The organism is Streptomyces sp. R35, assembly GCF_041053035.1.
Taxonomy (GTDB): Bacteria; Actinomycetota; Actinomycetes; order Streptomycetales; family Streptomycetaceae; genus Streptomyces; species Streptomyces lutosisoli.
This window is the reverse complement of the sequence record NZ_CP163440.1, coordinates 10,210,672-10,237,648: the sequence shown is the minus strand read 5'-3', so window position 1 is coordinate 10,237,648 and position 26,977 is coordinate 10,210,672. Positions and strand designations below refer to the sequence as shown.

General features: G+C 70.5%; 29 protein-coding genes. 17 read left to right on the top strand and 12 right to left on the bottom strand.

Annotation, left to right across the window (positions count from 1 at the left end; translation table 11 throughout):
* The first annotated feature begins 112 nt into the window (after nt 1–112).
* Genes paaA through paaE form a run of 5 tightly spaced genes read left to right on the top strand, consistent with a single transcriptional unit; the run spans nt 113 to nt 3,872 of the window.
* A complete protein-coding gene (paaA, locus tag AB5J50_RS45980) occupies nt 113–1,111 on the top strand; it encodes a 1,2-phenylacetyl-CoA epoxidase subunit PaaA (protein WP_369264499.1) in 999 nt (332 codons plus the stop codon).
* Nucleotides 1,108–1,410 carry a 1,2-phenylacetyl-CoA epoxidase subunit PaaB gene (gene paaB, locus AB5J50_RS45975; protein ID WP_327433944.1) on the top strand — a complete coding sequence of 101 codons (303 nt, stop codon included), beginning with the start codon at nt 1,108–1,110 and terminating at the stop codon, nt 1,408–1,410. Before paaA ends, paaB begins: the two co-directional genes overlap by 4 nt.
* A 10-nt stretch (nt 1,411–1,420) precedes the next feature.
* The gene (gene paaC, locus AB5J50_RS45970; RefSeq protein ID WP_369264498.1) at nt 1,421–2,248 is read left to right on the top strand and encodes a 1,2-phenylacetyl-CoA epoxidase subunit PaaC; all 828 of its coding nucleotides are present in this window, start codon (nt 1,421–1,423) and stop codon (nt 2,246–2,248) included.
* The gene (gene paaD / locus AB5J50_RS45965) at nt 2,242–2,757 is read left to right on the top strand and encodes a 1,2-phenylacetyl-CoA epoxidase subunit PaaD (protein ID WP_369264497.1); all 516 of its coding nucleotides are present in this window, start codon (nt 2,242–2,244) and stop codon (nt 2,755–2,757) included. Before paaC ends, paaD begins: the two co-directional genes overlap by 7 nt.
* Nucleotides 2,757–3,872, top strand: a complete 1,116-nt coding sequence (paaE, locus tag AB5J50_RS45960; RefSeq protein WP_369264496.1) for a 1,2-phenylacetyl-CoA epoxidase subunit PaaE — start codon at nt 2,757–2,759, stop codon at nt 3,870–3,872. The genes paaD and paaE overlap by 1 nt, the downstream gene beginning before the upstream one ends.
* Before the next feature lie 27 nt (nt 3,873–3,899).
* On the opposite strand, the gene AB5J50_RS45955 is transcribed toward paaE, so the two are convergent.
* The 3 genes from AB5J50_RS45955 to AB5J50_RS45945 all read right to left on the bottom strand — a co-directional run bounded on the left by AB5J50_RS45955 (nt 3,900) and on the right by AB5J50_RS45945 (nt 6,567).
* The gene (locus AB5J50_RS45955) at nt 3,900–4,991 is read right to left on the bottom strand and encodes a PP2C family protein-serine/threonine phosphatase (RefSeq protein ID WP_369265696.1); all 1,092 of its coding nucleotides are present in this window, start codon (nt 4,989–4,991) and stop codon (nt 3,900–3,902) included.
* A 204-nt stretch (nt 4,992–5,195) separates the two neighbouring features.
* Nucleotides 5,196–5,954 carry an IclR family transcriptional regulator gene (locus AB5J50_RS45950; protein ID WP_369264495.1) on the bottom strand — a complete coding sequence of 253 codons (759 nt, stop codon included), beginning with the start codon at nt 5,952–5,954 and terminating at the stop codon, nt 5,196–5,198.
* 70 nt (nt 5,955–6,024) lie between these two features.
* Nucleotides 6,025–6,567 (bottom strand): FABP family protein, encoded by a 543-nt coding sequence (locus AB5J50_RS45945; RefSeq protein WP_369264494.1) that lies wholly within the window; start codon nt 6,565–6,567, stop codon nt 6,025–6,027.
* Nucleotides 6,568–6,705: 138 nt separating this feature from the next.
* Here AB5J50_RS45945 and AB5J50_RS45940 point away from each other — a divergent pair, with 138 nt between their 5' ends.
* Nucleotides 6,706–7,395, top strand: coding sequence for a metal-dependent hydrolase (locus tag AB5J50_RS45940; protein WP_327433937.1), 690 nt, complete (start codon nt 6,706–6,708; stop codon nt 7,393–7,395).
* On the top strand, nt 7,395–7,970 hold the full coding sequence (locus tag AB5J50_RS45935; RefSeq protein WP_369264493.1) for a helix-turn-helix domain-containing protein: 576 nt from the start codon (nt 7,395–7,397) through the stop codon (nt 7,968–7,970). The genes AB5J50_RS45940 and AB5J50_RS45935 overlap by 1 nt, the downstream gene beginning before the upstream one ends.
* A 424-nt stretch (nt 7,971–8,394) precedes the next feature.
* Here AB5J50_RS45935 and AB5J50_RS45930 read toward each other — a convergent pair whose 3' ends face one another.
* Complete coding sequence (locus tag AB5J50_RS45930) at nt 8,395–8,703, bottom strand: hypothetical protein (protein ID WP_369264492.1); 309 nt, start codon at nt 8,701–8,703, stop codon at nt 8,395–8,397.
* 9 nt (nt 8,704–8,712) lie between these two features.
* On the bottom strand, nt 8,713–10,353 hold the full coding sequence (locus AB5J50_RS45925) for a M6 family metalloprotease domain-containing protein (RefSeq protein WP_369264491.1): 1,641 nt from the start codon (nt 10,351–10,353) through the stop codon (nt 8,713–8,715).
* A gap of 500 nt (nt 10,354–10,853) precedes the next feature.
* Between AB5J50_RS45925 and AB5J50_RS45920 the strand changes: the two genes are divergently transcribed.
* Nucleotides 10,854–11,201, top strand: a complete 348-nt coding sequence (locus AB5J50_RS45920; RefSeq protein WP_327433931.1) for a DUF1036 domain-containing protein — start codon at nt 10,854–10,856, stop codon at nt 11,199–11,201.
* Between the two features lie 237 nt (nt 11,202–11,438).
* Nucleotides 11,439–12,185, top strand: coding sequence for a hypothetical protein (locus AB5J50_RS45915; protein ID WP_369264490.1), 747 nt, complete (start codon nt 11,439–11,441; stop codon nt 12,183–12,185).
* A 364-nt stretch (nt 12,186–12,549) separates the two neighbouring features.
* On the opposite strand, the gene AB5J50_RS45910 is transcribed toward AB5J50_RS45915, so the two are convergent.
* Entirely contained in the window at nt 12,550–12,702 is a 153-nt protein-coding gene (locus AB5J50_RS45910) for a hypothetical protein (protein ID WP_369264489.1), read from the bottom strand.
* A 145-nt stretch (nt 12,703–12,847) separates the two neighbouring features.
* Between AB5J50_RS45910 and AB5J50_RS45905 the strand changes: the two genes are divergently transcribed.
* Nucleotides 12,848–13,582, top strand: a complete 735-nt coding sequence (locus AB5J50_RS45905) for a DUF899 domain-containing protein (protein WP_369264488.1) — start codon at nt 12,848–12,850, stop codon at nt 13,580–13,582.
* 68 nt (nt 13,583–13,650) lie between these two features.
* Here the strand turns inward: AB5J50_RS45905 and AB5J50_RS45900 are convergent, their stop codons facing one another.
* The gene (locus AB5J50_RS45900; protein ID WP_369264487.1) at nt 13,651–14,097 is read right to left on the bottom strand and encodes a DUF1326 domain-containing protein; all 447 of its coding nucleotides are present in this window, start codon (nt 14,095–14,097) and stop codon (nt 13,651–13,653) included.
* A gap of 347 nt (nt 14,098–14,444) precedes the next feature.
* Here AB5J50_RS45900 and AB5J50_RS45895 point away from each other — a divergent pair, with 347 nt between their 5' ends.
* Nucleotides 14,445–15,278: a DUF2182 domain-containing protein gene (locus tag AB5J50_RS45895; RefSeq protein ID WP_369264486.1), complete on the top strand. Its 834-nt coding sequence runs from the start codon at nt 14,445–14,447 to the stop codon at nt 15,276–15,278.
* A 243-nt stretch (nt 15,279–15,521) separates the two neighbouring features.
* Here AB5J50_RS45895 and AB5J50_RS45890 read toward each other — a convergent pair whose 3' ends face one another.
* Nucleotides 15,522–16,487 carry a pirin family protein gene (locus tag AB5J50_RS45890; protein WP_369264485.1) on the bottom strand — a complete coding sequence of 322 codons (966 nt, stop codon included), beginning with the start codon at nt 16,485–16,487 and terminating at the stop codon, nt 15,522–15,524.
* A gap of 177 nt (nt 16,488–16,664) precedes the next feature.
* Between AB5J50_RS45890 and AB5J50_RS45885 the strand changes: the two genes are divergently transcribed.
* The 3 genes from AB5J50_RS45885 (at nt 16,665) to AB5J50_RS45875 (ending at nt 18,083) form a co-directional block, all read left to right on the top strand.
* Nucleotides 16,665–17,195, top strand: coding sequence for a MarR family winged helix-turn-helix transcriptional regulator (locus AB5J50_RS45885; protein ID WP_369264484.1), 531 nt, complete (start codon nt 16,665–16,667; stop codon nt 17,193–17,195).
* Complete coding sequence (locus tag AB5J50_RS45880; protein WP_369264483.1) at nt 17,192–17,647, top strand: MarR family winged helix-turn-helix transcriptional regulator; 456 nt, start codon at nt 17,192–17,194, stop codon at nt 17,645–17,647. Before AB5J50_RS45885 ends, AB5J50_RS45880 begins: the two co-directional genes overlap by 4 nt.
* A gap of 88 nt (nt 17,648–17,735) precedes the next feature.
* Nucleotides 17,736–18,083 carry a tetratricopeptide repeat protein gene (locus AB5J50_RS45875; RefSeq protein ID WP_327433923.1) on the top strand — a complete coding sequence of 116 codons (348 nt, stop codon included), beginning with the start codon at nt 17,736–17,738 and terminating at the stop codon, nt 18,081–18,083.
* Nucleotides 18,084–18,171: 88 nt separating this feature from the next.
* Here AB5J50_RS45875 and AB5J50_RS45870 read toward each other — a convergent pair whose 3' ends face one another.
* Nucleotides 18,172–19,578: a PepSY-associated TM helix domain-containing protein gene (locus AB5J50_RS45870; protein ID WP_369264482.1), complete on the bottom strand. Its 1,407-nt coding sequence runs from the start codon at nt 19,576–19,578 to the stop codon at nt 18,172–18,174.
* Between the two features lie 204 nt (nt 19,579–19,782).
* On the opposite strand from AB5J50_RS45870, the gene AB5J50_RS45865 reads away from it, so the two are divergent.
* Together AB5J50_RS45865 and AB5J50_RS45860 are read left to right on the top strand one after the other, a co-directional pair.
* Nucleotides 19,783–20,439: a peptide deformylase gene (locus AB5J50_RS45865; protein ID WP_369264481.1), complete on the top strand. Its 657-nt coding sequence runs from the start codon at nt 19,783–19,785 to the stop codon at nt 20,437–20,439.
* A 205-nt stretch (nt 20,440–20,644) separates the two neighbouring features.
* Nucleotides 20,645–22,231 (top strand): ABC-F family ATP-binding cassette domain-containing protein, encoded by a 1,587-nt coding sequence (locus tag AB5J50_RS45860; protein WP_369264480.1) that lies wholly within the window; start codon nt 20,645–20,647, stop codon nt 22,229–22,231.
* Between the two features lie 41 nt (nt 22,232–22,272).
* Here AB5J50_RS45860 and AB5J50_RS45855 read toward each other — a convergent pair whose 3' ends face one another.
* Nucleotides 22,273–23,706 carry an NAD(P)/FAD-dependent oxidoreductase gene (locus AB5J50_RS45855; RefSeq protein ID WP_369264479.1) on the bottom strand — a complete coding sequence of 478 codons (1,434 nt, stop codon included), beginning with the start codon at nt 23,704–23,706 and terminating at the stop codon, nt 22,273–22,275.
* Between the two features lie 120 nt (nt 23,707–23,826).
* Here AB5J50_RS45855 and trxA point away from each other — a divergent pair, with 120 nt between their 5' ends.
* A complete protein-coding gene (gene trxA, locus AB5J50_RS45850; protein ID WP_369264478.1) occupies nt 23,827–24,216 on the top strand; it encodes a thioredoxin in 390 nt (129 codons plus the stop codon).
* A gap of 15 nt (nt 24,217–24,231) precedes the next feature.
* On the opposite strand, the gene AB5J50_RS45845 is transcribed toward trxA, so the two are convergent.
* Both AB5J50_RS45845 and AB5J50_RS45840 read right to left on the bottom strand, forming a co-directional pair.
* Nucleotides 24,232–25,668, bottom strand: a complete 1,437-nt coding sequence (locus AB5J50_RS45845) for an aldehyde dehydrogenase family protein (RefSeq protein WP_369264477.1) — start codon at nt 25,666–25,668, stop codon at nt 24,232–24,234.
* An 82-nt stretch (nt 25,669–25,750) separates the two neighbouring features.
* Nucleotides 25,751–26,929: a 4-hydroxybenzoate 3-monooxygenase gene (locus AB5J50_RS45840; protein ID WP_369264476.1), complete on the bottom strand. Its 1,179-nt coding sequence runs from the start codon at nt 26,927–26,929 to the stop codon at nt 25,751–25,753.
* Nucleotides 26,930–26,977 lie beyond the last annotated feature (48 nt).

The window sequence follows — 26,977 nt, the reverse complement described above, 5'->3', positions numbered from 1 at the left end:
GCCCGGCCCTGACCACGCCCAGGTGCTGCCCGGCCGGGCGAAAGTCTTGCCCGGCCGGAAGAAAACCGTCACACTAGAACCGAACGAATGGTCGGTAGGGAAGCTGGTATCGATGACCACGACACACTCCGCCGCCGCGAGCGCCGACGGCGTCGGGCCGGCGGCCGAAGAGCAGCTCCAGGAGCACTTCGACGCGACTATCGCGCGCGACCAGCGGGTCGAGCCGCGCGACTGGATGCCGGACGGCTACCGCAAGACGCTGATCCGGCAGATCGCGCAGCACGCGCACTCGGAGATCATCGGCATGCAGCCGGAGGGCGAGTGGATCACCCGCGCGCCGTCGCTGCGCCGCAAGGCCATCCTGTTCGCCAAGGTCCAGGACGAGGCCGGACACGGGCTGTACCTGTACTCGGCGGCGGAGACCCTGGGCGCCGACCGCGCCGACCTGACCGAGCGGCTGATCGAGGGCCGGCAGAAGTACTCGTCGATCTTCAACTACCCCACCCTGAGCTTCGCCGACGTCGGCGTGATCGGCTGGTTCGTCGACGGCGCGGCGATCTGCAACCAGGTACCGCTGTGCAGGAGTTCGTACGGACCCTACGCGCGCTCCATGGTGCGGATCTGCAAGGAGGAATCGTTCCACCAGCGCCAGGGGTACGAGCTGCTGCTGACGATGATGCGCGGCACCGACGCCCAGCGGGCGATGGTCCAGGACGCGGTGGACCGCTGGTGGTGGCCGTCGCTGATGATGTTCGGTCCGCCCGACGACAACTCGCCCAACTCGGCCCAGTCCATGGCCTGGAAGATCAAGCGGCACTCGAACGACGAGCTGCGCCAGCGCTTCGTGGACATGACCGTCCCGCAGGCCGAGAAGCTGGGCGTCGTCCTGCCCGACCCCGAGCTGCGCTGGAACGAGGAGCGCGGACACCACGACTTCGGCACCCCGGACTGGGACGAGCTGATGCGCGTCATCAAGGGCGACGGACCGTGCAATGCCGAGCGGATCGCCCGGCGGCGCACAGCCCACGAAGAGGGCGCCTGGGTCCGCGAGGCGGCCACCGCCCACGCGGCCAAGCAGAATGAGCGAGCCCGGAAGGAAGCGGCGGCATGAGCGACACCGACGGCAAGAAGGACGGCTGGCCGCTGTACGAGGTGTTCGTACGGGGCAAGCGCGGCCTGAACCACGTACACGTCGGCTCGTTGCACGCCGCCGACGACGCGATGGCCCTGACCCACGCCCGTGACCTGTACACCCGTCGCAACGAGGGCGTCAGCATCTGGGTGGTGCGCTCGCAGCACATCGCCGCCTCCACCCGCGACGAGAAGGACCCGTTCTTCGCCCCCAGCGCCGACAAGGTCTACCGCCACCCGACCTTCTACGACATCCCCGATGACGTCCCGCACATCTGAGGAGCAGGGCATGAGTGACGACCACGTCTACATGACCCTCGCCGAGGGACACGAGGACGACACCCGCTGGGCGTACGGCACCGGCTTCGAGGACCCCCTGCACGGCGTCGACACCACCGTGCCCGACGGGGTCGACGCCGGGGAGCTGGCGGCCTCCTGCGTCGTGCTCGCCGACGACGCGCTCGTCTCCGCCCAGCGACTGGCCGAGTGGACCACCCGCGCCCCCGAGCTGGAGGAGGAGGTGGCGCTCGCCAACATCGGCCTCGACCTGCTCGGCCAGGCCCGCCTGCTCTACGCGCGCGCCGGCCAGGTCGACGGCACGGGCCGCGGCGAGGACGCGTACGCCTACTTCCGCGACGCCGACGACTTCCGCAACGTACGTCTGGCCGAACTCCCGTGCGGGGACTTCGCGTTCTCCGTCGTGCGGCTCCTGGTGCTGTCCAGCTGGCGGCTCGCGCACTTCGAGCGGCTCATGGCGTCCCCCGACCCCGTCCTCGCGGCGATCGCCGCGAAGGGCGTCAAGGAACTGACGTACCACCGGCAGTACGCGGCCGAGTGGGTGGTGCGGCTGGGCGACGGCACGGAGGAGTCGCACCGCCGGACACGTACGGCTCTGGAGCAAGTCGCCCCGTACCTGGGTGAGTTGTTCACGGCGTACGACGTACGGGACGAGGTCGTCGCCGTGCTGCGTCAGGTCACGGAGGCGGGCGGACTGCCCATGCCCGTGTACCGGCCGCTGCCCGGAGCCGGCCGCTCCGGTGACCACACCGAGCATCTCGCGCCGCTGCTGGCCGAGTTGCAGAGCGTGGCCCGTGCGCACCCGGAGGCGACATGGTGACCGTACTGACCGACGTGCGGCAGGCCCGGCACATCGCCGAGCAGGTGCCGGACCCCGAGCTGCCCATGCTGACGCTGGCCGACCTGGGCGTGCTGCGCGAGGTGTCGCTCGGCCCCGACGGCACGGTCGTCGCGAGCCTGACGCCGACCTACTCGGGCTGTCCGGCGATGGCGGAGATGCGGGCGGGTGTCGCCGCGCGACTGAAGGACGCCGGGTATGCGCGCGTGGAGATCCGCACCGTTCTCGACCCGCCGTGGTCCAGTGACTGGATCACTCCGGCGGGCCGCCGCAAGCTCGCCGAACACGGGATCGCCCCGCCCGGCGCCGCACCCCGTCGGACCGCCGGTCCGGTACCGCTGGTACTGACCCCCACCCGCCGGACGGTGGCCTGCCCGCGCTGCGGCTCGGCGGACACGGAGGAGACGTCCCGTTTCGCCGCCACGTCCTGCAAGGCGCTGTGGCGCTGCCGCGCCTGCCTGGAACCGTTCGAGTACGTCAAGGAGATCTGATGGACGACCTGATGGAGCCGGCCGGCGCCCCGGCGGTACGCCCGCGTACCCGCCGCCGGCCGGCCTTCCACTCCCTGCGGGTCGCCGCCGTGCAGCCCCTGTGCGAGGACGCGGCGGCGGTCAGCTTCGACATCCCCGCGGAGCTGGCCGAGGAGTTCACCTTCGCCCCCGGGCAGTCGCTCACCCTGCGGCGCGCGATCGACGGCCGCGACGAGCGCCGCTCGTACTCCATCTGCTCTCCGGCCGGATCGGTACCCCGCATCGGGGTGCGGGTGGTGCCGGGCGGGCTGTTCTCCTCCTGGCTCGTGAAGGAGGTGCGCCCCGGTGACACGGTCGAGGTCATGGCCCCGACCGGCGCCTTCACGCCCGACCTCACCACCCCGGGCCATCACGTGCTGATCGCGGCGGGCTCCGGCATCACGCCCATGGTGTCCATCGCCGAGTCGGTCCTGGCCGCGGACTCCCGCTCGACGGTCACCCTCTTCTACGGCAACCGGCGTGCCGGCACCGTGATGTTCGCCGACGAACTGGCCGACCTGAAGGACCTCTACCCGGCCCGGTTCGAGCTCGCCCACGTCCTCTCCCGCGAACCGCGCGAGGCCGAAGTGCTCTCCGGCCGGCTGGACGCCGAAAGGCTGTCCGCGCTCGTGGACTCGCTGGTCGACGTGGCGGGCGCGGACCACTGGTGGCTGTGCGGCCCGCACGGCATGGTCCGTGACGCCCAGCAGGTGCTGGCCGGGCTCGGCGTGCCGGGCGACCGTGTCCACCAGGAGCTGTTCTACGCCGACGACGAGCCCGTACGGGAGGTGCACCACCAGGACGCGGCCACCGAGGGCCCGGTCAGCCAGGTCACCATCACGCTCGACGGCCGCTCCACGGCCTCCGCCCTGCGCCGCGACCGGAGCATCCTCGACGGCGCCCAGAAGACGCGGCCCGACCTGCCCTTCGCCTGCAAGGGCGGTGTGTGCGGCACCTGCCGGGCCCTGGTCACCGACGGCAAGGCCGACATGCGCCGCAACTACGCCCTCGAACCCGCCGAGGTCGACGCCGGCTATGTCCTTACCTGCCAGTCCTTCCCCGTCTCCGAGACCCTGAGCGTGGACTACGACAGCTGACGGCCGCCCCCGTGTACGCGGGCGGGCCTACAGCTGCGTCGGCATCGCCGGTTCCGGGACGGCCGGTCCGGGAACCGCCGGCCCGGGAGCGGCCGGCTTCTGGAGCAGAAGCAGCGCCGCGTCGTCGTGCAGCCGGCCGCCCACATGGGCCAGCAGTTCGTCGTGGAGCGCGGTGAGGGTGCGCGCCGGCTCGTCGCACAAGTGGCGTGCCAGCCCTTCGGCCAGCGGGTAGAACTCACGGCTGTGGTTGCGGGCCTCGGTGACCCCGTCGGTGTAGAGCAGCAGCTGATCCCCGTCGGCGAAGGGCAGCACCTGGAGGCTGGGCGTCTCGTTCGTGAGGGCACGAATCCCGAGGGGCGGGGCCGGATGGGTCGGCTCGACCGCCACGACGCTTCCGGATGCGCGGACCAGCAACGGAGGCGCGTGTCCGCAGTTGACCAGCTCCAGATGCCCTGCCTGCGGGTATCCGGCGACCACGGCGGTGACGAAGTCGTCAGGTCCGAGGTTGCGCGCCAGGCTCCGCTCGATCCTGTCGACGACGGCGAGGAGATCGGGCTCGTCGTAGGCGGCCTCACGGAAGACACCGAGCACCAGTGCGGCGGTGCTCACGGCCGGCAGCCCCTTGCCGCGCACATCGCCGACGATCAGCCTGACTCCGTACGGGGTGGGCACGAGTGCGTAGAGATCCCCGCCGATACGGGCCTCCGCCGCCGCGGCGCTGTAACGGACAGCCACCTGGAACGGGCCCACGGTCGCGGGTACCGGCTTGAGAAGCGCGTGCTGGGCGGCCTCCGCGACCGAACGGACGGCCGCGAGCACCCGCTCACGACGCCCGCGCAGCGCACTGGCCAGACCACTCGCCAGTGTGACGGCCACCAGGGCGGACAGCACCGCCGACAGCTCGCGGGCCGGAACACCGTCCCTGGTTCCGAGCGTCGCGCCCAGCACCGCGGCGAGCAGGCCGACACAGAGGACTCCGCGCGGCCCGCTGGTGGTGGCGGCCAGCGCGGGGCCGACCGCGAACAGTGGCAGCCAGATCATCCCCGACACACCGACGACGCCGATGAGCACGATGGCGCAGACGAACAGCACGGGCAGTACGGGCGTAGCGGCGGCCATCTGCACGGCGATACGCCTCCGGACCGGTGCCCCGGGACCGGCCACCCGGTCCCTGAACGCCCGCATCGGCCAGTGGTCGCGACCGTGGTCTCGGGCCTGGCTCATGTCTTGTCCGCAGTCCTCATCTGTGCGCCGGACGCACTCCTGAAATGTCTGTTTCATCCAGGAAACGGGTTTGGCTCGGGCGCCACAAGAACAGGATTTTCAGATAGTGAGCGACAGGCCCCTGGTCACCCGATTCGCTGTCGGGATCAGTCGCTCCAGGACGTCCTCGAGCTGGGCGAGCCGGTTGGCCGGCATGGAGACACCGAGCGAGCCGAGCGTGTCCCCGCTGTAGACGGGCACGGCGACACAGACCGTACCGAGGGCATACTCCTCCAGGTCCGTGACCGCAGGGGCCAAGGGCGAGGAGTCGAGGTGGCGGAGCAGCCCCGGACGGCTGGTGATGGTGCGTGGTGTGAGGTCGGCGAGGTGATGCCGGGAGAGGTAGTCCTCGCGGGAGCCGTCATCCAGTTCTCGCAGCACCGCCTTGCCGAGCGCGGTGGCGTGCCCCGCGTCCTCGAATCCGACCCAGAGGTCGACCCGGGGCGCCCGGGGGCCGTCGACGATCTCGGCGACCCGGATCTCGCCCTCCTCGTAGAACGTGAGGTAGGCGGCGGTAGCGAGTTCGTCCCGCAGAGCGGCGAGCGTGGGACGGACCCGGCTGAGCAGCGCCTGCCCGCGCCCCGTGGTGTGCAGTGTCTGCACCTTGTCACCCAGGACGAACCCGCCGTCGTCCAGCTTCCGTACGTATCCGTCGTGGACCATCGTCCGCAGCAGGTGATAGGCGGTGGCCAGGGGCAGACCCGTCTCACGTGCCAGCTGCTTCGCCGGCACGCCGTTCTCGTGCTCGCCCACCGCCTCCAGCAGGCGGAAGGCCCGCCGCACGGATGTGATGAGCGTAGGCCCGTCGTGACCAGCCATACGACCAGCGTGCGCCGGGCACGCGGCGCGGGCAAGGCGCGCGGCCCTTCGCGACTCCGCGCGACCCTTCCTAGCCCTTGCGTCGCAGCCGTGCCGAGAGATGGTGCTGCAACGGCTGACCGACCGCCTCCAGGTCGTGGACGAACGTGAGCGTGCCGTCGTCGGTCAGCACGTAGTGACGGCGGGTGGCGCCGACCTTCTTGGCGGTGGGGGCGAGGGCCACCTCGTGGGTGGCGAGGTCGACCGTGTTGTCGCTCGCACGACCCACCATGATCTCCGCGATGCCGGTGGGCTGGGTGATCAGTGCCTCCACCCGGCCGTCGGGCTGAAGCCGCCACCAGCCGCTCTCCCGGGCCGACGGACGCAGCGGTGCCTCATCGGCGTCGAGCAGCCAGGCCCGGGCCTCGTAGCGCAGGAAGGGGCGGCCGTCGTGACTGAAGGTCACCTCCTGCGCGTACGAGAACTCCTCGGTGAGCGTCGGGTACCCGCCCTGACCCCGGCCGTACCAAGAGCCCAAGAGGCCGAGCACGGGCTCGAGCAGTGCGTGCGGTGCGGGCGCCTCGTCCGGTCGGTCGGCGTCGGGGTACGGGTGCTCCGCTGCGGGGTCGAACACGGTGTGCGCTCCTGGGGTCGGTGCCGGTGCCGGGTGGAAGCCTAGGGCGCCGATCCCCTCAGGGAGGCGCATGGGAGGCGCTCCTCTCCGCGAACGTTCGTTATAGTGAACACATCGTTTGGTGAAGTGGAGAGTGGCATGCAGGTCAGCACCTACCTCAAGGACACGTACCGGGATCAGGCCGACACACAGGTGATCGCCGTGGGAAGCCGGGAGGGCGCGCCGTGGGTGGCGGTCGCGGACTGCCTGTTCCACCCGCAGGGTGGTGGCCAGCCCGCCGACCGGGGGTGGCTGGACGGGAGCGAGGTCGTCCCGGTGCGGGACCACGAGTCGGGGCTGATCGTGGCGCGGGCGCCCGAAGGTGCTGGATTGCCGGTCTTCACTGAGGGACAGCCGGTCAAGGCCCGGATCGACCTGGAGGCGCGTAAGACTCATGCGGCGCTGCATACGGCCGGGCACCTGATCGAGGCGGCCGGCCGCGCCCAGGGATGGACCTGCGCCGGAAACATCCACTTCCCCGGTCAGGCGCGGATCGAGTTCACCGCGGACCGGCCCGATGCCCGGCTGGCCGACCCGCAGGGGCGGGAAGAGCTGACCGCAGCCCTGCGGGAGACGGTCGCGGCGGCCATCGCCGAGGACCTGCCCGTGACCGCGGACCATGGCGAGCAGGGGCAGCGCATCGTGCGTCTGGGGACCCTGCACGCCGCGCCCTGCGGTGGTACCCATGTGCGCAGCCTCGCCGACCTCGCCGAGGTGGCCCTGCCGACACTGAAGGTCAAGAAGGGCCGTATCCGCGTCTCCTACACCGCCGCGCACAGGCCCCGGTGATGGCGGGGGCACCGGCCGACCGGCGGCCTGCCAGCAGCACCGCCGCCGCGGTGGGCGCGCAGATCCGGCGGCGCCGTGAGCAGCGCGGCATGACCGGTTCCGAGCTGGCCCGGCGCTCGGGCCTGAGCAAGGCGACGCTGTCGCAGCTGGAGGCCGGCAAGGGCAATCCCACGATCGAGACACTCGACGCGCTCGCGGTGGCGCTGCGGATTCCGCTGACCGACCTGCTGACCCGGGACACCGATCCAGGCCCGGTGTTCGTGGCCGGTACGGCCGCGGTGGAGGGCGAGGTCGGACGGGAACTGCTGCGCCGGATCAGCGGCGGCAACAGCCTGGAGATCTGGCGGCTGCGGATGCCGCCGGGCACCGAACTGGAGGGCGTGCCGCACGCGACCGGCACGGTCGAGCACCTGCTGGTCGCCTCCGGCCGTGTCACCGCCGGACCCACCGACGCTCCCCATCGCCTGGGCCCGGGAGATCTCCTGGCCTTCGCCGGAGACGCCCCTCACATCTACCGCACCGGCACAGATGCCGCGGACATCACCGTCGTCATCGCTTCGCCCATCATCAACTGAGCGTCAGAACACCCCCTCTTTTCCTGCCTGAGGGCACGTCAGGGAAATGAGTCTGCCGCTGGTCCGGATGTGTATTTTGGCGGCTAATCAGGAAATACTCACTGAAATAGCCCTTTATATCAGGCTTGTGACCGTGTTTCAGTTCGGTTTCGCCTCCGCAGCGCACCGCCAGGAGGGCCGACCATGACCGAACCGATTCCCCCATCGCACTGGCGTCCACAACTGGAACCCTCGGCCTGTGAAGTGCCAGAGACCGATCACGAGTTCCCGCCACGCCCCGAAGTCATCATGGTGTCCGAAGCCGATCTGGCCCGGGACACAGGACAAGGTGGGTGAACCGTCCACGGTGTACCCGCCGGACCACTACAAGAGGACAGGAGCGAGGGGGCCGACCCAGGGTCGGCCCCCTCGCTGACGCATCCCCTCACTTCGGCGGTTCGACGACGAAGGTGCCCGGAGCGGGCCTGTTCTCGGCCATCGCCTCACCCGAGGCGGCCAGTCTGGCCCTCGCACGGATGGTGGACCCCGGCACCGCGTCCGTCATGAGTGGGCTGGGCACGGCGAACGGCATGCGCTGCCCGACGTTGCTCGACAGCAGGTCGGCGTAGCCGGCTACCGGCTCGGCGTCGAGTACGTCCACCTCTGCCCGGTCCCAGCCCGCCAGCCGCGGATGGGGCCCTGTACTGACCAGCCGCGCGACCAGATCAGTGCGGTTGTCGATCGCCTGCACCATGTCCGACGGTCACCGGTGAGGCGGGCCTTCGTGCCGGCGCGTGCCGTGGGCGTCGCTCGCTCTGGCGAAAGGCTGCGGGCCGCCCGTCGTACCCCTGAGCTCGGACCGCAGGCTCTGTTCGAGGAACGCCTCGGCGCCCGCCCAAGGCGCCATGGCCTGCTCCAGTGCGGCGAGCCGGTCCTGAAGGTCGTGGATCGTCTTGACCAGCCCGGGTACGTCCTCCGTCTCGTGCCTGGCCATGGCATGGACGGGCGCACGCACGGCACCCGCCGCCGAGATCGACACCGTGGCGGTCATCGTGGCGGCCGGCGCCGAGATGTCCGTGACGGAGACACCGGTCGCGGCCCCGGTGTACGACCGGGAACTGGGCTGGCTCGACGGGCTGAACGAGCTGTTGCCGGTGCTCCCGGGGTAGGTGTCGCCGTCGTCACCGCGGTTCGCCGCCCCTTCCAGGTCACGCTGGTTGTCCGCCTGGACCAGGCCCACCATGTAGTGGTTCTCGTTCGTGTTGTCCGACTCGCCTTCGTCGACATGCCAGATCAGCATGCCCGAGGCGGGCAACGAGCTGTCGTATCCGGTCTGTTGACGGTTCTCCACCAGGAAGTACTCGTTCCCCGGCAGGCCGTCCCTCCACAACCGCTGCACCTCGAAGCTGTTCTTGACGTCAGGGATGGACAGCGTCCCATTGCTCGTGACGTTGACGGCCTCGGCCCAGCCCTGCTGGACCTTGCACCACGCCGACGGATGCGTCGGGATGTCACCGCCGCCGCCCCATGAACCGGCGCCCATCAAGCACCAGTTGCCGACCCCTTCCGACGATCCGTCGATGTCGTACAGGTCGGGGAAACCGAACAGCAGGTGCCCCAACTCGTGGGCGCAGACGCCGATCTTGGCGTCCTCGGGAATGGTGAGATAACCGTAGATCCGGGCGCCGTCGGCGTTGTACGCGTTCGGCAGGACCCACTTGTGCGACCACATGTCCCCGCGGTTGCCGGTGGCTTCGCCCCCCGCGCCGGCGTGCAGGACGATGAAGGCGTCGACGAAACCGTTGCCGTCGTTGTCGTACGGCGCGTAGTTGATGAGCGGGTCGGCGCTGACGGCGGCGTCCCGGGCCATGATCTGCGCGCGCGCCTGCCCGGCCGGGCGGCCGATGCCGAAGTTGTTGTTGGCGTACCAGGAGAGCTTCTGCGGCAGCCGGACGGGACCGGTGACCTCGCCGACGATGTCCACCAGACCGTGCGTCACTTCGCGGTAGTAGTCCCGGACACTGCCGTGCGGGAGCTCACCGAGGGAGAAGAACAGCTTCTCGAAGTGCTCCCTGTCCGCGGTCATCGGCTTGTCCGCGAAGTCCGCCAGGACGACGACGACCCGTATCGCGCCGGTCAGCGAGGCGCGGGTGGCAGCAGCGGTGCGGATGGCCTCGTGCGGTGTGCCCGGCGGGAATTCGTCGGCCGGGATGATGGCGCCGTCGTCGAAGCCGAGCATGCGCGGGGCACCACCGAGCCGGAACATACTCGCCACGTCCGATTCGCTGCGGACCCGCTCCAGTTCCTGCAGCGTCCTGGCACGCAGTTCCGGACTGGGCGCGATGGCGCAGAAATCCGACCAGACGGCGACCGTGGAATCCTGCACAGTAGAAAGATCAACCATGTCAAATCCTTCCCAAAAGGGACCTTTTGGTTGCATCTACAGCCAGTGACGCACATATGTACGACGCCTGCAACGCGATCATCTGGGCAGCCGCGACCATGCCGCCGCAGGCACCGCAACCTCTCGACGATCGGGGCCGGGCGCCTGCCATGCGGAATTGGGTCCATCAGGTGACAGCTGTCCGTGTCGCCTGCGGAAATACGACCACCGGGGAGATCGGCCGTCTTAGATGACAAACAGGAAATGCCCCTTCACTGCGGGCAATTGACGTGAGGAGCGGAATAAATGCCGGGTAAGGATGCCACCGAGTTTACGGTGAGCGTGAGCCCGACCGCCGATTTCGGCGCATCGTCAGACGGCCCCAAGGTCCGCAAGTCGCTGAGTGTGTCGCACCGTCCCGGGCTGAGCGGGTCGGAGCATTCCCCCAGCTGGCCCGAGCAGAGCGCAGAGGCGAAAAGCAGAGGGCCTGCCGTACGACCGCTGAGCGAGGGGAACGACTGATGCTGAAATTCATCAACCAGTACCCGCAAAAGCTCTCCGTGACCATCATGTGGTACACGCCCAACTGCGTTGACGGAGGAGACTGGACGAAGAAGGGCTGGTGGAATCTGGCTCCCGGACAGAGCGCTGTCGTCCACGGCGGCGATCTGTCGGACATCAACCGCTACTGGTGCTACTTCGCACACGCCGCGGACGGAGCGTTCTGGGCCGGCGACCTCGCCCGGCAGGCTCCGTCTCGCGCGTTCGACTGGTGTGAGTGGACGAGCAGCACGGATTCCACACAGATCGGCTACCGCATGCAGGACGTCGGAGACCACGACGACCTGGACATCACGCTGACCCCCTGACGGTCGGCTCTCACCCGCGGCCAGGCCGACGCCACCGTGCCGGACGCCACAACCGCACAATCGGCCCGGCTGGAACTGCTCGGTCCGGCCGGCTCGTCGCCGGCCGGACCGAGCAGTTCCAGTAGCCACGTCACGGTGTCGCTTCAACGGGCGTGATCTGACCATGAATGGCGATCTTCCAGACCACGTGCAAGCCTGAGAAAGGCCCAAGGAGAAGTCCCCGCACGGGAACGACGGATGAACTTCGCAACGGAGATGATCCCGATGCCGATCGGCGAGCCGAAGGCTTCCCATGGAATGGTCGTGCTGGGTGAGGGGACGGTCTATCTGTCCCACATGCCGATGTTCATGGATCCCCACGCCGTTCAGTACGTTCTTGAAGTCACCCTGAAGAGCGCGACAGGTGACGCGCGGCAGATCTATGCCGATGACCGCCGGACTACGGGAACAGCTGTGTACACGCTGGCCCCCGAACCGTTCCGCATCTCAGATCTCGTCGCCCCGGAAGGGCAAGAGCCCAAGCTCACCTCGTTCACCGGTACGTTGTTTCGAGGTCATTTCGAGCGAGGCGGCACCGAAATCCTCGACCCGGTGACCGTCGAGGTGCAACGCGTTATCAATTTCCGGCACTTCGACCATCACGCCTCCCGGCCCCCGGCCCTGAATTACCTGGCCTTCGGGAAGGGAAGTGAGCTTTTCCTCGCGCATTGGATCACCAAGGCTCCGGACTTCGACCATCACATCGCGATTCGGCAAGCCTCAGGCAACGGGGGCACTGTGCTCACCGATGACATCCTCCGCAAGGGCCCGCGGCTTGAGATCGCCGGAAGGGCGGATCGCCCGGCAGACAGACTGCACGAGAGCAACCAGGTGACCGCGAAGTTTCTGGACGGCGGACCGGACGGCGTTGAACTGCAGCTCGCGATAGGGCGGGAGTTCTACGAAGAAGAAGGGGATCTGGCCACCGAGATGCATTTCCACTGATTCTCCTACGGCTGCCATGGCCGCGCCAAGTACATGGCCCTGCCCTGGCAGGGCGACTTCCACGCGTGCCACACCTACTGATGGCCTGCTTCCCACCCCGACGAAGTCCTTCCCGAGCCTGAGCACGACGCGCTCATTCAGGTCGCGGCCGAGGCGTTCCGGGAGTGGGACCGCGACGTCGGCGATGCTGACGAGATGGTCGCGAAGTGGAGCACTCACGGGAGCACGGACCGCCCAGTACCGACGCGAACAACGCTGGGACACCCCGTTCTGGCGCCGTCGGCACTGAAGCCGGACTGACGCACCAACGGGAGCGCGTCCTCGAGCTGAAGCGGCAGCTGCCGTAACTGCCGAACGCGCGGCCTTACTTGGCCGCCGGATTCACGCGGGCGACCATGGCGGAGGCCGAAGGGGAAAGGGCGGAAGCCGCGGCGCCCTGGCCGAGGCGGGCCGCCCACAGCCAGCCGGGACTGTCCGCGACCGCGTTCAACACGGAGGCGCCGGCCGGCGGGGCCACGATAATGATCTTGTAAGGCAAGGGCCTGTCACCGCGCGTACGGTGGATATGAGGCCTGACGGTTACGCCGGTGCAGGCACTGCCGGCAGCCGCCGCAGGCCACCGCACACGTCCGGTGGTGCTCCCGCGCAGGAGGGAGAAGGCAATGCCAACGCACAGGGTCGGCACACAGGAGGAATTCGACACAGCCCGCCAGGAGCTGCTCGTGGAGGAGAAGGAACTCACCCGGCGCAGCGACGAGCTCGCGCGGAAGCGGAGGGAGCTTCCGTGGGTGCCGGTCGAGAAGGACTACCGCTTCGAGACCGAGGACGGGACCAAGTCGCTCGCGGACCTCTTCGACGGACGTTCGCAGCTGCTCATATACCACTTCATGTTCGGTCCGCCGTACGAGGCCGGATGCACGGTCTGCTCCTCGATCGCGGACACCCTCGCGCCCAACGTGATCCACCTCAAGGCCCGCGACGTGACGCTGATCTGCTCCTCGCGGGCGCCGATCGACAAGCTCCTCGCCTACCGGGAGCGCATGGGCTGGAGCTTCGACTGGGTCTCCGCCGGCGGCAGCGACTTCCACCGCGACCTCGGCTTGCAGTACACCGAGGATGAGCTCAGGCCGTTCCTCGACGGCGACATCCCGCCGACCGTGAATCAGATGGCGGAACTGTCCGGCACGGACGTGCTCCACTACGTCACCGAAGGGCCCGGGATGAGCGCCTACGCGCTCTCGGACGGCACCGTCCACCGGACGTACGTCACCACCGCGCGCGGCCTCGAACCCGCCATGGCCTACTACGGCCTCCTCGACCGGACACCGCTGGGCCGCCACGAGGACGGCGAGGAGGCCTTCTGGCTGCGCCGCCACGACGAGTACGGCAAGGCCTGAATGGCCGTCCGGTCCCGACCTGCCCTGCGGGCAGGGATCTGGATTCCGTTTCCGTACAGCGGGGTTGATCAGTCGGGGCCGCTCCAGTCGAACGGGAAATGCTTGCTCGACTTGCCGCTGCGGTCCCAGCTGAAGCCGAAGGCGTCGGCCTGGTCCGTCGTGGCGCGGCCCCATGTGGCGATCTGGCCAGGGCCGACCTCGGCACCGCCGGCGTTGGGACCTGCACCCGCGCGCCGGCGGGCGGGGTGGGACCGGCCAGGGCCTCGGCGCGGGCGGTGACCCGGCCCGGGACCTCGACGCTCCACGGTCCCAGATCCTCGTCGATCTCCACGATGACAGGGGCGACTTCCATACCGCGCACCTCGAAGGGGGGCGAGCTCACCGAACTCCTTCGGCCAGCCCCCCACCTCACCGCTGAAGATGGTGCCGGGCGCGGCGCGCTGCTGGTCGTCGGCGCGCTCGTCGACGAAGAGGGCGGCATACGAGTCGGTGGCAGCGCCGGCATGCGTCTGCACGCCGAGGAAACCCCAGTCCTGCGCGGGGTCGCCGCCTCACCGCACACCGCCCGAAGCGGGGAAGACACAGCACTGAGCCGGTCTGGCCCGGCAGGGCATCTGCCTGCCGTTCTCCGCGTGCGCACGAGATCAGTTCGGTGGCCGCAGCCCAGCCATGGTGACCACGAAGAGCCGCCGTTCCGCCGCTTTGGAGAACAACCCGTCGGCCGCAGCACAAGGGAAGTCCGGTCACCGCCGAGAGCAGCTTCCCCTCCGTCCGCTTTTGGGCCCTCCGATTCTGTGATCTGCTGGAGGTGTCTTCGGACTGCTCACCGCTGTCCGTGGTGGGCGTTCCCAGGAGGCACGCCATGCTGCATCCTCACCTCGCCGCGCCGGAGCCCACCCGGCCCGGGGTCCTGCTGCCGAGGCGTGATCTGGCCCTCGGCTGGACTCTGCTGACGCTCATCGCCGCTCTGGCGTGGGTGCTCACGGTCGCTCAGTCCCGCGGCATGGGAATGCAGCCGGGCACCATGGGCCTGGCACTCCCACTCTTCCTGCTCCTGTGGGTGGTCATGATGGCGGCGATGATGCTGCCGTCACTGGCGCCCGTCGCCCTCACCTGGGTCCAGGCGATCAATCGCAGCGCGGCGGGCCATGTCCGGGCCCTGCGCATCAGCGAGTTCATCGGCGGCTGTCTGCTGGCCTGGGCCGGGTTCGGGCTGCTCGTGTACGCGATCCTGGCGGCGACCGGGTACCTGGTCGACGGCCACGCCGACGCGGGCCGCTGGATCGGCGCGGCAGCCTTCCTGCTCGCGGGAGTGCAGCAGTTCGGACCGCTGAAACGGATCTGTCTGCGGCACTGCCGCAACCCGATGTTCCAGCTGCTGCGGTACGCACGGTTCCGGCCGTGGGCGAAGGACCTGCGGGTGGGCGCGCACCACGGGCTCTACTGCGTCGGCTGCTGCTGGGGCCTGATGATCGTCCTGATCCCGCTCGGCGTGATGAACGTGGCGGCGATGGCGGGACTGGCCGCCGTGATCTTCTTGGAGAAGCTGTGGCGCGGGGGTCCTTGGCTCAGCTGGGCGGTCGGCCTCGCCTTCCTCGTACTGGCCGTGCTCGCCCCGTTCCAGGACTGGCTGCTGCCCGGTCTGCAGATGAGCGGTTCGTCGGTGGACCGGATGATGGCAGGCCCGGCGCTGTGAGCGGGCGTCGCTCGCCCCGCCAGGCGGCGCGGCGGCAGCTGAGGAATCCGGCGCTCGACACGCAGAACGGCACCACGTAGTTGACGGCCACGCGTACGACAGTGGCCGCACCGGCATCACCCGCCAGGATCACGGAGCCTTGATCGACCAGGGCTCCTCCCCTTCGCCACCCAGGCACTTGGTGGCGCCTCGCCCCAGCACAAGCGTCCCGCGAGAGGCCTGCACCAGGGCTGGAAGCCCAGGTCAGCGGACCCTTCCACGCGGTTTCAGGGGCACAGGCGGGAGTTCAGGAGCGGGCAGTGGCGCACCGTCGTAGCCCACCACCTCACCGAATCGGGAGCCCGTCATCCAGTCCGAACGGGCCTGTGCGATGTCCTCGTTGGACCGCCCGATGAAGTTCCACCACATGATCAGCTCCTCCTCGAAGGGCTCGCCGCCCAGGAGCATGAGCGCGGCGTCCGACTCGGCGCGCAGGGGGAGTTCGCTGCGGCCGCAGCCGAGGTAGAGCATCGAGCCGGGGAGTACCGGTACGCCGTCCACGTGGGCCTCGCCGGACATGGACAGGACGGCGTACTCGAAGTCGGGTTCCAGCGGCAGTCGTACGTCGGTGCCGCTCGCCAGGGCCAGGTCGGCGCCGACGATCGGGGTGTACGTCGTGCCGGGCGAGGTGGTGCCGTCGACGGTGCCCAGGATGAGCGTGGCCTTGAGGCCGGGAGCCGTGACGACGGGCAGGTCGGCGTGGTGCTCGAAGTGCGGGTCGGTGTGGCGGTGGCCGTCGGGGAGGGCGACCCAGAGCTGCGCGCCGTGCAAGAGGCGGGCGTGCGACTTGGGGCTCTCCTCGGAGTGGCTGATGGCGCGGCCCGAGGTCATGAGGCCCAGTTCGCGCGGGCGGATGGTCTGCAGGCTGCCCGTGGAGTCGCGGTGCAGCACCTCGCCCTCGTGCAGCCAGCTGACGGTCTGCAGGCCCATGTGCGGGTGCGGCGGGACCTGCATGCCGGGCTCGTCGGCGATGTCGTCGGGCCCGTAGTGATCGACGAAGCACCACGCGCCGACCATGCGGCGGCCCAGGTTGGGCAGCAGGCGGCGGACTTCGGTGGACTCGCCGAGCTTGACCCGGCGGGGGCTGAGGAGTTCACGCACCGGCTCGGCCACCACGAAACCGCGGCCACCGCAGAGTGCGGGAACCGCCTCGCGATCAAGATTGCTCATGGCGCACAACCTAGCCCCGTCGGGGACCCTCCGTCAGGCCATCGACCCGCCCATCGAGGGGCACTTGGCTCAGAACCGGCGCGGGACCTAGGACCTCGGTCGCAGGCGAGTACGCCGTTGGTCGGACCCGTCCGAAAATAGTAGCCATGGATATAGTAGCCATGTATGGTTTCTCTCATGAGTTCGGTACCCGAGAAGGCGACGCCAGGTTTCCTGGTCTGGCGTCTGTCGATGAAATGGCGCGTGGCCGTCGACCGCGCGGTCGCCCCGCTGGGCCTGACCCACGCGCAGTACTCGCTGGTGGCGTCGCTGTACGGCATGGACAGGGAGGGGCTGCGGCCCAGTCAGCGCCGGCTCGCCGACCACACCGGACTCGAAGCGCTCTACGTGTCGAAGCTGGCCCGCGCCCTGGAGGCGGCAGGCGTCGTCGACCGCACCCGGGATCCGGCGGACCCCCGGGCGATCCAGCTGACCCTTACGGACGAGGGGCGCGAGATCGCACGCCGCGCGATCCGGGTGGTCCAGGGACTCCTGGACCAGCTTCTCGAACCCCTGGGCGGGCTCGACGGCGAGCGTACGAAGGCGTTCAGCCGCGAACTGGCCACCCTGCTCGACGTACCACTCGATCCGCAGGCCGAGACCGACGCGCATCGCGGCATCGGCCCACATCGTGACAACGACCGACATCCCGACAAGGAGCAGTCATGACCATCACCACTCCCCCCATCAGCACTCCCCCCGTTGGCGGCCAGGCCATAGGTCTGGCGCACTACGCGAGCCGAGCCCTCCTGGAGAGCGTGCTCGCCCGCAGCGGCACCACCTTCAACCAGTCCGTGGCCCTCCGCGCCGTCTCCGACAACGGCGGGACCGTCGAGCGCGACTGGCTCGTGGGCCGGCTGACCGGGGCGCTGAAGATCGAGGAGCCCGCGGCCCGGGCCACCGTCGACGAGATGACGGCCCGGAAGCTGCTGGAGGAGCCGACGGCCGAACGGGTGTCGCTCACGGACAGCGGCCGGGAGCTGTTCGAGGGGATCCGCACCGCCGGCAACGAGATCGCGGCCCGGCTGTACGCGGACATTCCGGCCGAGGACCTGGCGACCGCCGGCCGCGTGCTGACCCTCGTCACGGAGCGGGCGAACGCGGAGCTGGCGGGCGCGTAAGCAACTTCCCGCAGCACAGCGGGGCGAGAGCCTGTTGTGGAATATTCAACCAACCCTGGCGGTTGTGGCCTCTCGAAGGAGGTCAGCAGTGGAAACGACGTACTACGACCACGGGACGGCCGCGGAGCGCTGGGAGCGGGCGCGGATGTACTTCGACGCCAAGGACTACGCCGCCGCGGCGCGGATTCTGGGCGGGCTGGTCGAGGAGGTGCCGGAGCAGGTCGGACCCCGGCTGCTGCTGGCGCGCTCCTACTACCACTCGGCTCAACTGCGCCGCGCCGAGACGGAGTTGCGTGCGCTCGTGGAGCTCGACCCGGTCGAGCACTACGCCCGGCTGATGCTGGGGCGCACGCTGCAGCGCCAGGGGCGGCATGACGAGGCGGAGTCGCATCTGCGGATCGCCTCGGCACTGGCGGGCGACTTCGAGCAGGTGTGATCACACCTGCTCAGGTTTCTTTCGACGACAGGCCGGTCACCTCGGTGACCGGCCTCTTCGCGTCTCCCTCCGGCGTTCGCCCGCCCGGTCACGCCACCGGGCCGCCGTAGGTGCGCTTCCCCTTCCGGTACGCGATCTCGCCGAGGAGGACGTCCACGGCGATGAACACCGCGAGCGGGATGCCGAGCAGCGGGACGAAGTAGCCGAGGACGGCGACGGCCGCCATCGCCGGGACCAGGATCTGCGGCGGGACCTGCTGCCAGGTGCCGCGCGGAATGGGCCGGCCGAACGCGGAGGCGCGGCCGCGCTGCCACCACATGCGATAGCCCCACACGATGAGCAGGATCAGCGAGAGCGCGAGGGCCATCAGGGCGATCTGGTTCACGAGGCCGAACAGGACGCCGGTGTGCGCGTCGATGCCCCAGCGGGTCAGCTTGGCGAGCAGCGGGTAGTCGGCGAAGCGGAGTTCGTCGATGACCTTGCCCGTCGCCGGGTCCACGGCCACCGAGTCCTGCTTCTCGGGCCAGCTGCGCTGGATCTGCTTCACGACGTAGGCGGAGGAGGCGTCGGCGGGCGCCACGATCTCGACGGGGTCGCCGAGGCCCTTGGCGCGGGCGGCCGCGAGGATCTTGTCGACGTCGAGGGCGATGTCCGGTGTCGTGGCCTCCGCGGTCCCCGTGCCGGTGTGACCCGCGTGCTCGCCGCCGGTCGCCGACGAGACCGAGGGCGTCGCCTGGCCGAGCGAGGTCCTGAGGGTGTCGATGTTGGCCCCGGCGTACGTCGACCAGGTCAGACCGGTCGCCGAGAGGAAGATGAACCCGGCTGCCGCCCAGACGCCGACGGTGCCGTGCAGCCCGAGGGTGCGGCGGCGCCCACTGGTGCCGCGCACCGTGCGCTGGGCACGGCGCCGGCCGAACCACAGCACCAGGCCGCCGCCCGCGATCACCCACAGCCAGCTGGCGGCAAGCTCGCTGTAGAGGCGGCCGTTCTCGCCGAGCTGGAGGTTGGCGTGCAGCCCGTCGATCCAGGTGCGCAGCGGGAGCGCACCGGTGGACCCGTACTGTTCCAGGGCTCCGCGGACCTTCCCGGTGTACGGGTCGACGAAGACGGCGAGGGTGTGGTCGGCGTCGACGCCGGGGACGCCGGAGAGCAGTACGCGGGTAGTGGCGTCCGCTTCCGGTGAGGGGCGTACGGCGGAGACCGTGCCCTCGGGGTGGGCCTTGCGGGCGGCGGCCACCTGCTGGGACAGCGGAAGCTTGTGGTCGCCGGCCGGGACGGTCAGCTCATGCGCGTACACGATCTTCTCGGCCTGGAACGAGGCGGCGTACAGCAGGCCGGTCGTGGCGGCCACCAGCAGGAACGGGGCGACGAGCAGTCCGGCGTAGAAGTGCAGGCGCAGGACCAGGGGGCGCAGCGGGGACCAGATTCTTCGGGACGGTGTCGGCGCTACGGACTGCGGGGACTCGTCCGTCGTGGTGGAGGGAGCGGTGGACATCGGCGGGGTTCTCCGGTCGGGCAGGGGACGGAAACGGGCCGTGGGCCGGGGAGTTGGGCTCCCTTCGCCGGTGGCGGTCCAGTAGTCGGGGCGCGGAGCAGCCGAGTTCCCGGGCATGCGAGTGGCGTGCGTCACATGCGGGAAGATGCGGGACTCGCCCGGCGCCGCCTCGCTCGGCGCGGGCCGGCTTGGCATCCTGGCGCGATGGCATCCGAACGTGACCCCAGCATCTCGCGCCCCCTGAGCGACCTGGTCGAGGAACTCCTCTCCCACGAAGGCCCGTTGCCGATCGTCGCCGCCGGCGACCCGGTGCTGCGCCGGCTGGCCGAGCCCTTCGACGGCCAGCTGGACCCGGGGCTGCTGGCCCGCTTCGTCGCGGCCCTGCGCGCGACGATGCACGCGGCGCCGGGCGTCGGCCTCGCCGCGCCGCAGGTCGGCGTACCGCTTCGGCTCGCCGTCATCGAGGATCCGGCGCCGGTGCCCGACGAGGTGCGCCTCGCGCGAGGGCGGGTTCCGCTGCCGTTCCGGGTGCTGGTCAATCCGTCGTACGAGGGGGTCGGCGCGGGTCGGGCCGCGTTCTTCGAAGGCTGTCTGAGCGTTCCGGGCTGGCAGGCGCTGGTGGTCCGGCACGCCGAGGTGCGGCTGACGGCGCTGGACGAGCAGGGCCGCCCGGTCGACGAGGTGTTCACCGGCTGGCCCGCGCGCATCGTCCAGCACGAGACGGACCACCTGGACGGCATGCTCTACCTCGACCGCGCGGAGCCTCGCTCACTGTCCTCGAACCAGGCGATGGCGGACCGCTGGAACCAGCCGACGCCGGAGCGGGCGGCCGCGGCTCTCGGCTTCACGCTGCCCGGCTGAGAGCCGGCCTCGGCCGCACCACGGCGCGAGTCGAAGCCCGGCAGAGACTGACGGAAGGCTCGGGCCCGCGGAAATCCCGTGGCGCCCGCCCAAGTCCCTTCAGTAGCCTGGCCGTATGTCTACGCCCCGCATCTCTTAGCTCAAGGACCCGCTTCCACGCCACCCGTGTGTCCTTTTGCTGATTGATTCCCCGGAGCGTATTCCCATGATCACCGTTCGCGGTGTCGACGTGCGCGTGGGCGCCCGTCTGCTGCTGTCCGACATCTCCTTCCACGTCTCCCCCGGCGACCGCATCGGTCTGGTCGGCCGCAACGGCGCGGGCAAGACCACGCTGCTGAACACCCTGGCGGGGCAGGCGCGGCCCGCCGCCGGGTCCATCTCCCGTACGGGGGCGCTCGGTTACCTGCCCCAGGACCCCCGTGCGGCCGACCCCACGGTGACCGTCACCGACCGGATCCTGTCGGCGCGCGGCCTGGACCATGCCGTACGGACGCTGCGCGCGGCGGAGGCCGCGATGGCCGACGGCTCCGAGCGTGCGATGAACGCCTATGTGCGGGCGGAGGCCGAGTTCCTGGCGCGTGGCGGGTACGCGGCCGAGGCGGAGGCGGCCCGGGTCGCCGCGGGCCTCGGGCTGCCGACCCGGGTCATGGGCCAGCCGGTCGGCGCCCTGTCCGGCGGTCAGCGCCGCCGGGTCGAGCTGGCCCGCATCCTGTTCGCGGACCACGGCACCCTGCTGCTGGACGAGCCGACGAACCACCTGGACGCCGACTCGGTCGCCTGGCTGCGCGGCTTCTTGACGAACCATCAGGCGGGGCTCGTGCTCATCAGCCATGACACCTCGCTGCTGGCCGACGTGGTCAACCGCGTCTTCCACCTCGACCCGTCGCGCGCCACGCTCGACGTCCACAACACGGGCTGGCAGGCCTACCTCACCCAGCGGGACGCCGACGAGCGCCGCCGGGCCCGGGAGCGGGCGAACGCCGAGCGCAAGGCGGCGACGCTGCACGCGCAGGCGGACAAGATGCGCGCGTATGTGTCGACGGCCGTGGCGGCGAAGAACATGGCCCGCCGCGCCGACCGCATGCTCGCCGAGCTCGAACCGGTCCGGCAGACGGAGAAGGCGGCCAGGATCCGGCTGCCCGAGCCCGCCCCCTGCGGACGGATGCCGCTCGGTGCGATCGGCCTGGCCAAGGCGTACGGCGATCTCCGTGTCCTCGCCGGAGTCGACCTGGCCGTCGACCGGGGCAGCCGGCTGGTGATCCTCGGCCTCAACGGCTCGGGCAAGACCACGCTGCTGCGTCTCCTCGCCGGCCACGACACCCCGGACAGCGGGCGCGTGGTGCACGGTCATGGGCTGCGCCTCGGCTACTTCGCGCAGGAGCACGACACGCTCGACCCCGCCGACACGGTCCGGGGGCAGCTGGCCGCCACGGCGCCGCATCTCACGGACGGCGAGGTGCGGCGGGTGCTGGGCTCGTTCCTGTTCACCGGCGACGACGCCGACAAGCGCGTCGGCGTCCTGTCCGGAGGCGAGAAGACGCGGCTCGCCCTGGCGGGTCTCGTCCACTCCGGCGCGAACGTGCTCCTCCTCGACGAACCCACCAACAACCTCGACCCGGTCTCCCGGGCCGAGGTCCTGGCCGCGGTGGGCACGTACCCGGGCGCGATCGTCATGGTCACCCACGACGTGGGCGCCATCGAGGCCCTGCGTCCGGACCGGGTGCTGCTGCTCCCGGACGCGGACGAGGACCTGTGGAGCGAGGAGTACCTGGACCTGGTCTCCCTGGCCTGACGAAGTCCCGCGCGGCTGCCGCGCGACTTCCACCACGCCGCCTACTTGTCCCGGTAGCCCTCCAGCAGCCGCAGCCACACCTCGCTCACCGTCGGGTAGGAGGGCACGGCGTGCCAGAGGCGGCCGATCGGCACCTCACCGGCGACCGCGATGGACGCCGAATGGATCAGTTCGCCCACGCCGGGGCCGACGAAGGTGACGCCGAGGAGGATCTCGCGGTCGAGGTCGACGACCATGCGGGCCCGGCCGCGGTAGCCGTCCGCGTACAGGCCGGCGCCCGCCACCGAGGACATGTCGACGTCCACGGCCCGGACGCGGCGCCCGGCGGCTTCCGCCTCGGCGAGGGAGAGGCCCACGGCCGCGGCCTCCGGGTCGGTGAAGACGACCTGGGGGACGGCCGCGCGGTCGGCGGTCGCGGAATGGGCTCCCCAGGGGTCGGTCTCCAAGAGAGGCACCCCGGCGGCGCGGGCGGCGATGGCGGCGCCCGCGATCCGGGCCTGGTACTTGCCCTGGTGGGTGAGGAGTGCGCGGTGGTTGACGTCGCCGACCGCGTACAGCCACTCACTGCCGACCACCTGGAGGCTGTCGTCGACGTCGAGCCAGGAACCGGGTTCCAGGCCGACCGTGTCGAGGCCGAGGTCGTCGGTGCGGGGCGCGCGCCCGGTGGCGAAGAGGATCTCGTCGGCCTCGATCCGGTCGCCGGAGTCGGTCAGCGCGACCACCGTGGAGCCCTCCCGTGTCACCGCGGACACCGAGGTGCCGGTGCGCACGTCCGCGCCCGCCTCCTGCAAGGCCTCGGCGACCAGCTCCCCGGCGAAGGGCTCCATGCGGGGCAGCAGGCCCTTGCCGCGGACGAGGACGGTGACCTCGGAGCCCAGGGCCCGCCAGGCCGTGGCCATCTCGGTGGCGACCACACCGCCGCCCACCACGATCAGCCGCCCGGGCACGGCGTGCGCGCTGGTGGCCTCACGGCTGGTCCAGGGTTTGACCTGGGCTAGTCCCGGCAGGTTGGGGAGGAGGGCGCGGCTGCCGGTGCTGACGACGACCGCGTGCCGGGCGGTCAGTACATGCCGCTCGCCGTCCGGTCCCTCGACGGTCACCCTGCGGGGTCCGTCGAGCCGCCCGTGGCCGCGGTACAGATCGGCGCCGATGCCGTCCAGCCAGGCGATCTGGCCGTCGTCCTTCCAGTGGGACACGTAGTAGTCGCGGTGGGCGAGGACCGCGGGGGCGTCGAGGGGGCCCTGCACGGACTGCCTGAGTCCGGGCACACGGCGGGCGTCGGCGCGGGCGATGGCCGGGCGCAGGAGTGCCTTGCTGGGCATGCAGGCCCAGTACGAGCACTCGCCGCCGACCAGCTCGCTCTCCACGACCGCGGTGGAAAGACCTGCCGCGCGGGTGCGGTCGGCGACGTTCTCCCCCACGGGCCCGGCCCCGAGCACCACAACGTCGTACGCGATGGATTCCGTTTCCGTCATGGGCACAGTCTCGTTCCTGGTGTGCGCCGTGGCCACACGGGTACGCACGCGGAATACGCCCCCGGGAGGCGGCGTTGTGCAAACCGGCATGACCCGGACGCGAGGAAGAGGGATACACGTATGAGCAGCACCGTGGAGCTCACCAAGGAGAACTTCGACCAGACGGTCACGGACAACGAGTTCGTCCTGATCGACTTCTGGGCGTCCTGGTGCGGGCCGTGCCGTCAGTTCGCCCCCGTCTACGAGAAGGCCGCCGAGGCCAACCCCGACCTGGTGTTCGCCAAGGTCGACACCGAGGCGCAGCCGGAGCTGGCCGCGGCCTTCGACATCCAGTCGATCCCGACGCTGATGATCGTCCGCGACCAGGTCGCGATCTTCGCCCAGCCCGGGGCCCTGCCCCAGGCCGCCCTGGACGACGTCATCGGGCAGGCCCGGAAGCTGGACATGGACGAGGTCCGCAAGTCCATCGCGGAGCAGCAGGCCCAGCAGGCTCAGCAGGACGGTCAGTAAGGCCGCGTACGCGGTCTAGAACGGGTACGCCGCCACATCGCCGCGCACCGTCGTCCAGCGCACGTCGGTGAAGGCCTCCAGGTTGGCCTCACCGCCGAAGCGGGCGCCGGTGCCGGATGCGGCGATCCCGCCGAACGGCGCCACGGCCTCGTCGTTGACGGTCTGGTCGTTGATGTGGACGATGCCGGTCGGGATGCGCTCGGCGAGTTCGAGGCCGCGCGCGGTGTCCCGGGTCACGATGCCCAGCGACAGGCCGTACGGTCCCTCCGCCGCGAGGGCCGCGGCCTCGTCCAGGGCGCCGAAGGAACGGACCGGCGCGACCGGACCGAACACCTCCTGCGCGTACGCCGGAGTCGTGTCGTCGACTCCCGCGAGGACCGTCGGCCGGTAGAACAGCTTCTCGTGCGTGCCGCCCGCCGCCAGTTTGGCGCCGCGTGCCGTGCTGGACTCCACCAGCCCCTGGATCTTGGCGAGTTGGGCGCTGTCGATGATCGGTCCGAGGTGCACCTGCTCGCGGTACGGGTCACCCACGGCGAGCGCGTCGGCCTTGGCGGCGAGCCGCTCCACGTACTCCTCGTACAGCGAGGCATGGACCAGGTGGCGCCCCGTCGTCATGCAGATCTGGCCCTGGTGGAAGAACGAGCCCCAGGCCGCCGTGGAGATCACCGCGTCGATGTCGGCGTCCTCCAGGACGATCAGGGCGGAGTTGCCGCCCAACTCCAGGTGCGCGCGCTTGAGATGACGGCCCGCGGCCTCACCGACCGTGCGTCCGGCGGCAGTTGATCCCGTGAAAGAGATCACCGGCACCTGAGGGTCGGTGACCAGCGCCTGACCGGCCTCGGGGCCGCCGGGCAGGATGTGCAGCAGCCCCTCGGGCAGGCCCGCCTCGGCGAAGACCGCGGCCAGCGCGAGGCCGCCGCACACGGCGGTGCGCGGGTCCGGCTTCAGGACGACGCCGTTGCCGAGCGCGAGCGCCGGGGCCACCGAGCGGATCGAGAGGATCAGCGGGGCGTTGAAGGGGGCGATCACCCCCACGACACCGACCGGGACGCGGCGCGTGTACGACAGGCGCGGCGCCTCGGACGGCAGGATCTGGCCGGTCGGACGCGAGGCGAGCGCCGCGGCTTCGTAGCACTCCTGGGCGGCGACGTGCAGTTCGAAGTCGGCCTTGCCCGGGATGGAGCCGGACTCGCGGACGATCCAGTCACGCAGTTCGCCGGCGTGCGCGGCGAACAGGTCCCCCGCCTTGCGCAGCACGGCGGCGCGGACGAAGTGCGGGGCCTTGGCCCACTCGGCCTGGGCGGCGCGGGCGGTCCGCGCGGCCGTCGCGACGTCCTCGGCGGCGGCGAGCGTGACGGCGCCGAGCGGCTCGCCGGTGGCGGGCTCGGTGACGGTGTACTCACCGCCTGACAGGGTGCGGGACTGCCAGGTGGTGGGGTCGAGCAGCGGCATGACGGCTCTCCGATCGTTCACTGATTACCAGCGGGGCACAGCAGGCTCGTAGGACTCGTGGATCCCGTGCGGCCCGTCGAGCTCATAAAGCCAGCGGAAGTCCCGTGTAGTTCGCGGCCAGTTCGGCTGCCGCGGGGCGGGATGCCGTGATCCGGCGCAGTCGCGCGAGCTGCATCCGGTGTTCGAAGGCATCCCCATCTGGTTGAGCGTGCAACATCCTAGTCATGTCGTACGAGAAACGTGTGGCCTGCCACACCCGGGCGAGGCACAACTCCGAGTAGCGGTCCAGGAGTTCGGTCGATCCCGTGCGGTGCAGCTCGCCGAAGCCGCGCGCCAGGACCCGGACGTCGGACACGGCGAGGTTGAGGCCCTTGGCGCCGGTCGGCGGCACGATGTGGGCCGCGTCCCCGGCGAGGAACAGGCGTCCGTACCGCATCGGCTCGTGGATGGAACTCCGCATCCGGGTCACGGACTTGGAGGTGATGGGGCCGCGCGCCAGCCGCCAGTCGCCGTCGACCGCGAAACGCGAGTCGAGCGCGTCCCAGATCCGCTCGTCGGGCCAGTCGCGGACGTCGGTGCCGTTCGGGACCTGAAGGTACAGCCGTGACACGGACGGCGAGCGCATGCTGTGCAGCGCGAAGCCGCCCGGGCCGCGCGCGTAGATCAACTCCTCGCAGGAGGGCGGCACATCGGCGAGGATCCCCAGCCAGGAGTACGGGTACTCGTGCGCGTAGATGCGGCCCACCTCGGCAGGGAACGCGTCGGCCGCGACACCGTGGGAACCCTCGCAGCCGACCACGTAGTCGCAGCTCAGGGTCTGTTCGCGGCCCTCGTGCAGGAACCGCACGACGGGTGAGTCGCTCTCCGGCTTCTCGACGGCGAGCGCCTCGGCCCCGAACAACAGCGGTGGTCCCTCGGCGAGTTGGAGGGCCACGAGGTCCTTCACGATCTCCGTCTGGGCGTAGATCGTGACGGTACGGCCGCCGGTGAGCCAGGGGAAGTCGATGTGGTGGCGCTCGCGGTCGAAGCGCAGCTCGATGCCCTGGTGGATCAGGCCCTCGGCGTCCAGGCGGTCGGCGGCGCCGCACTCGCGCAGCGCGTCCACCGTGCCCTGCTCCAGCATTCCGGCCCGCTGGCGCTGCTCGACGTACGAGCGCGTCCTGCTCTCCAGGACGACGCAGTCGATCCCCCTCCGGTGCAGCAGCCGGGCCAGCAGGAGCCCGGCGGGGCCGCCGCCGATGATGCCGACCGTGGTCCGCATGAAGCGCCTCCGGTGTCCGATGCGGTCGGGGGACCGGATCCAGCCTCC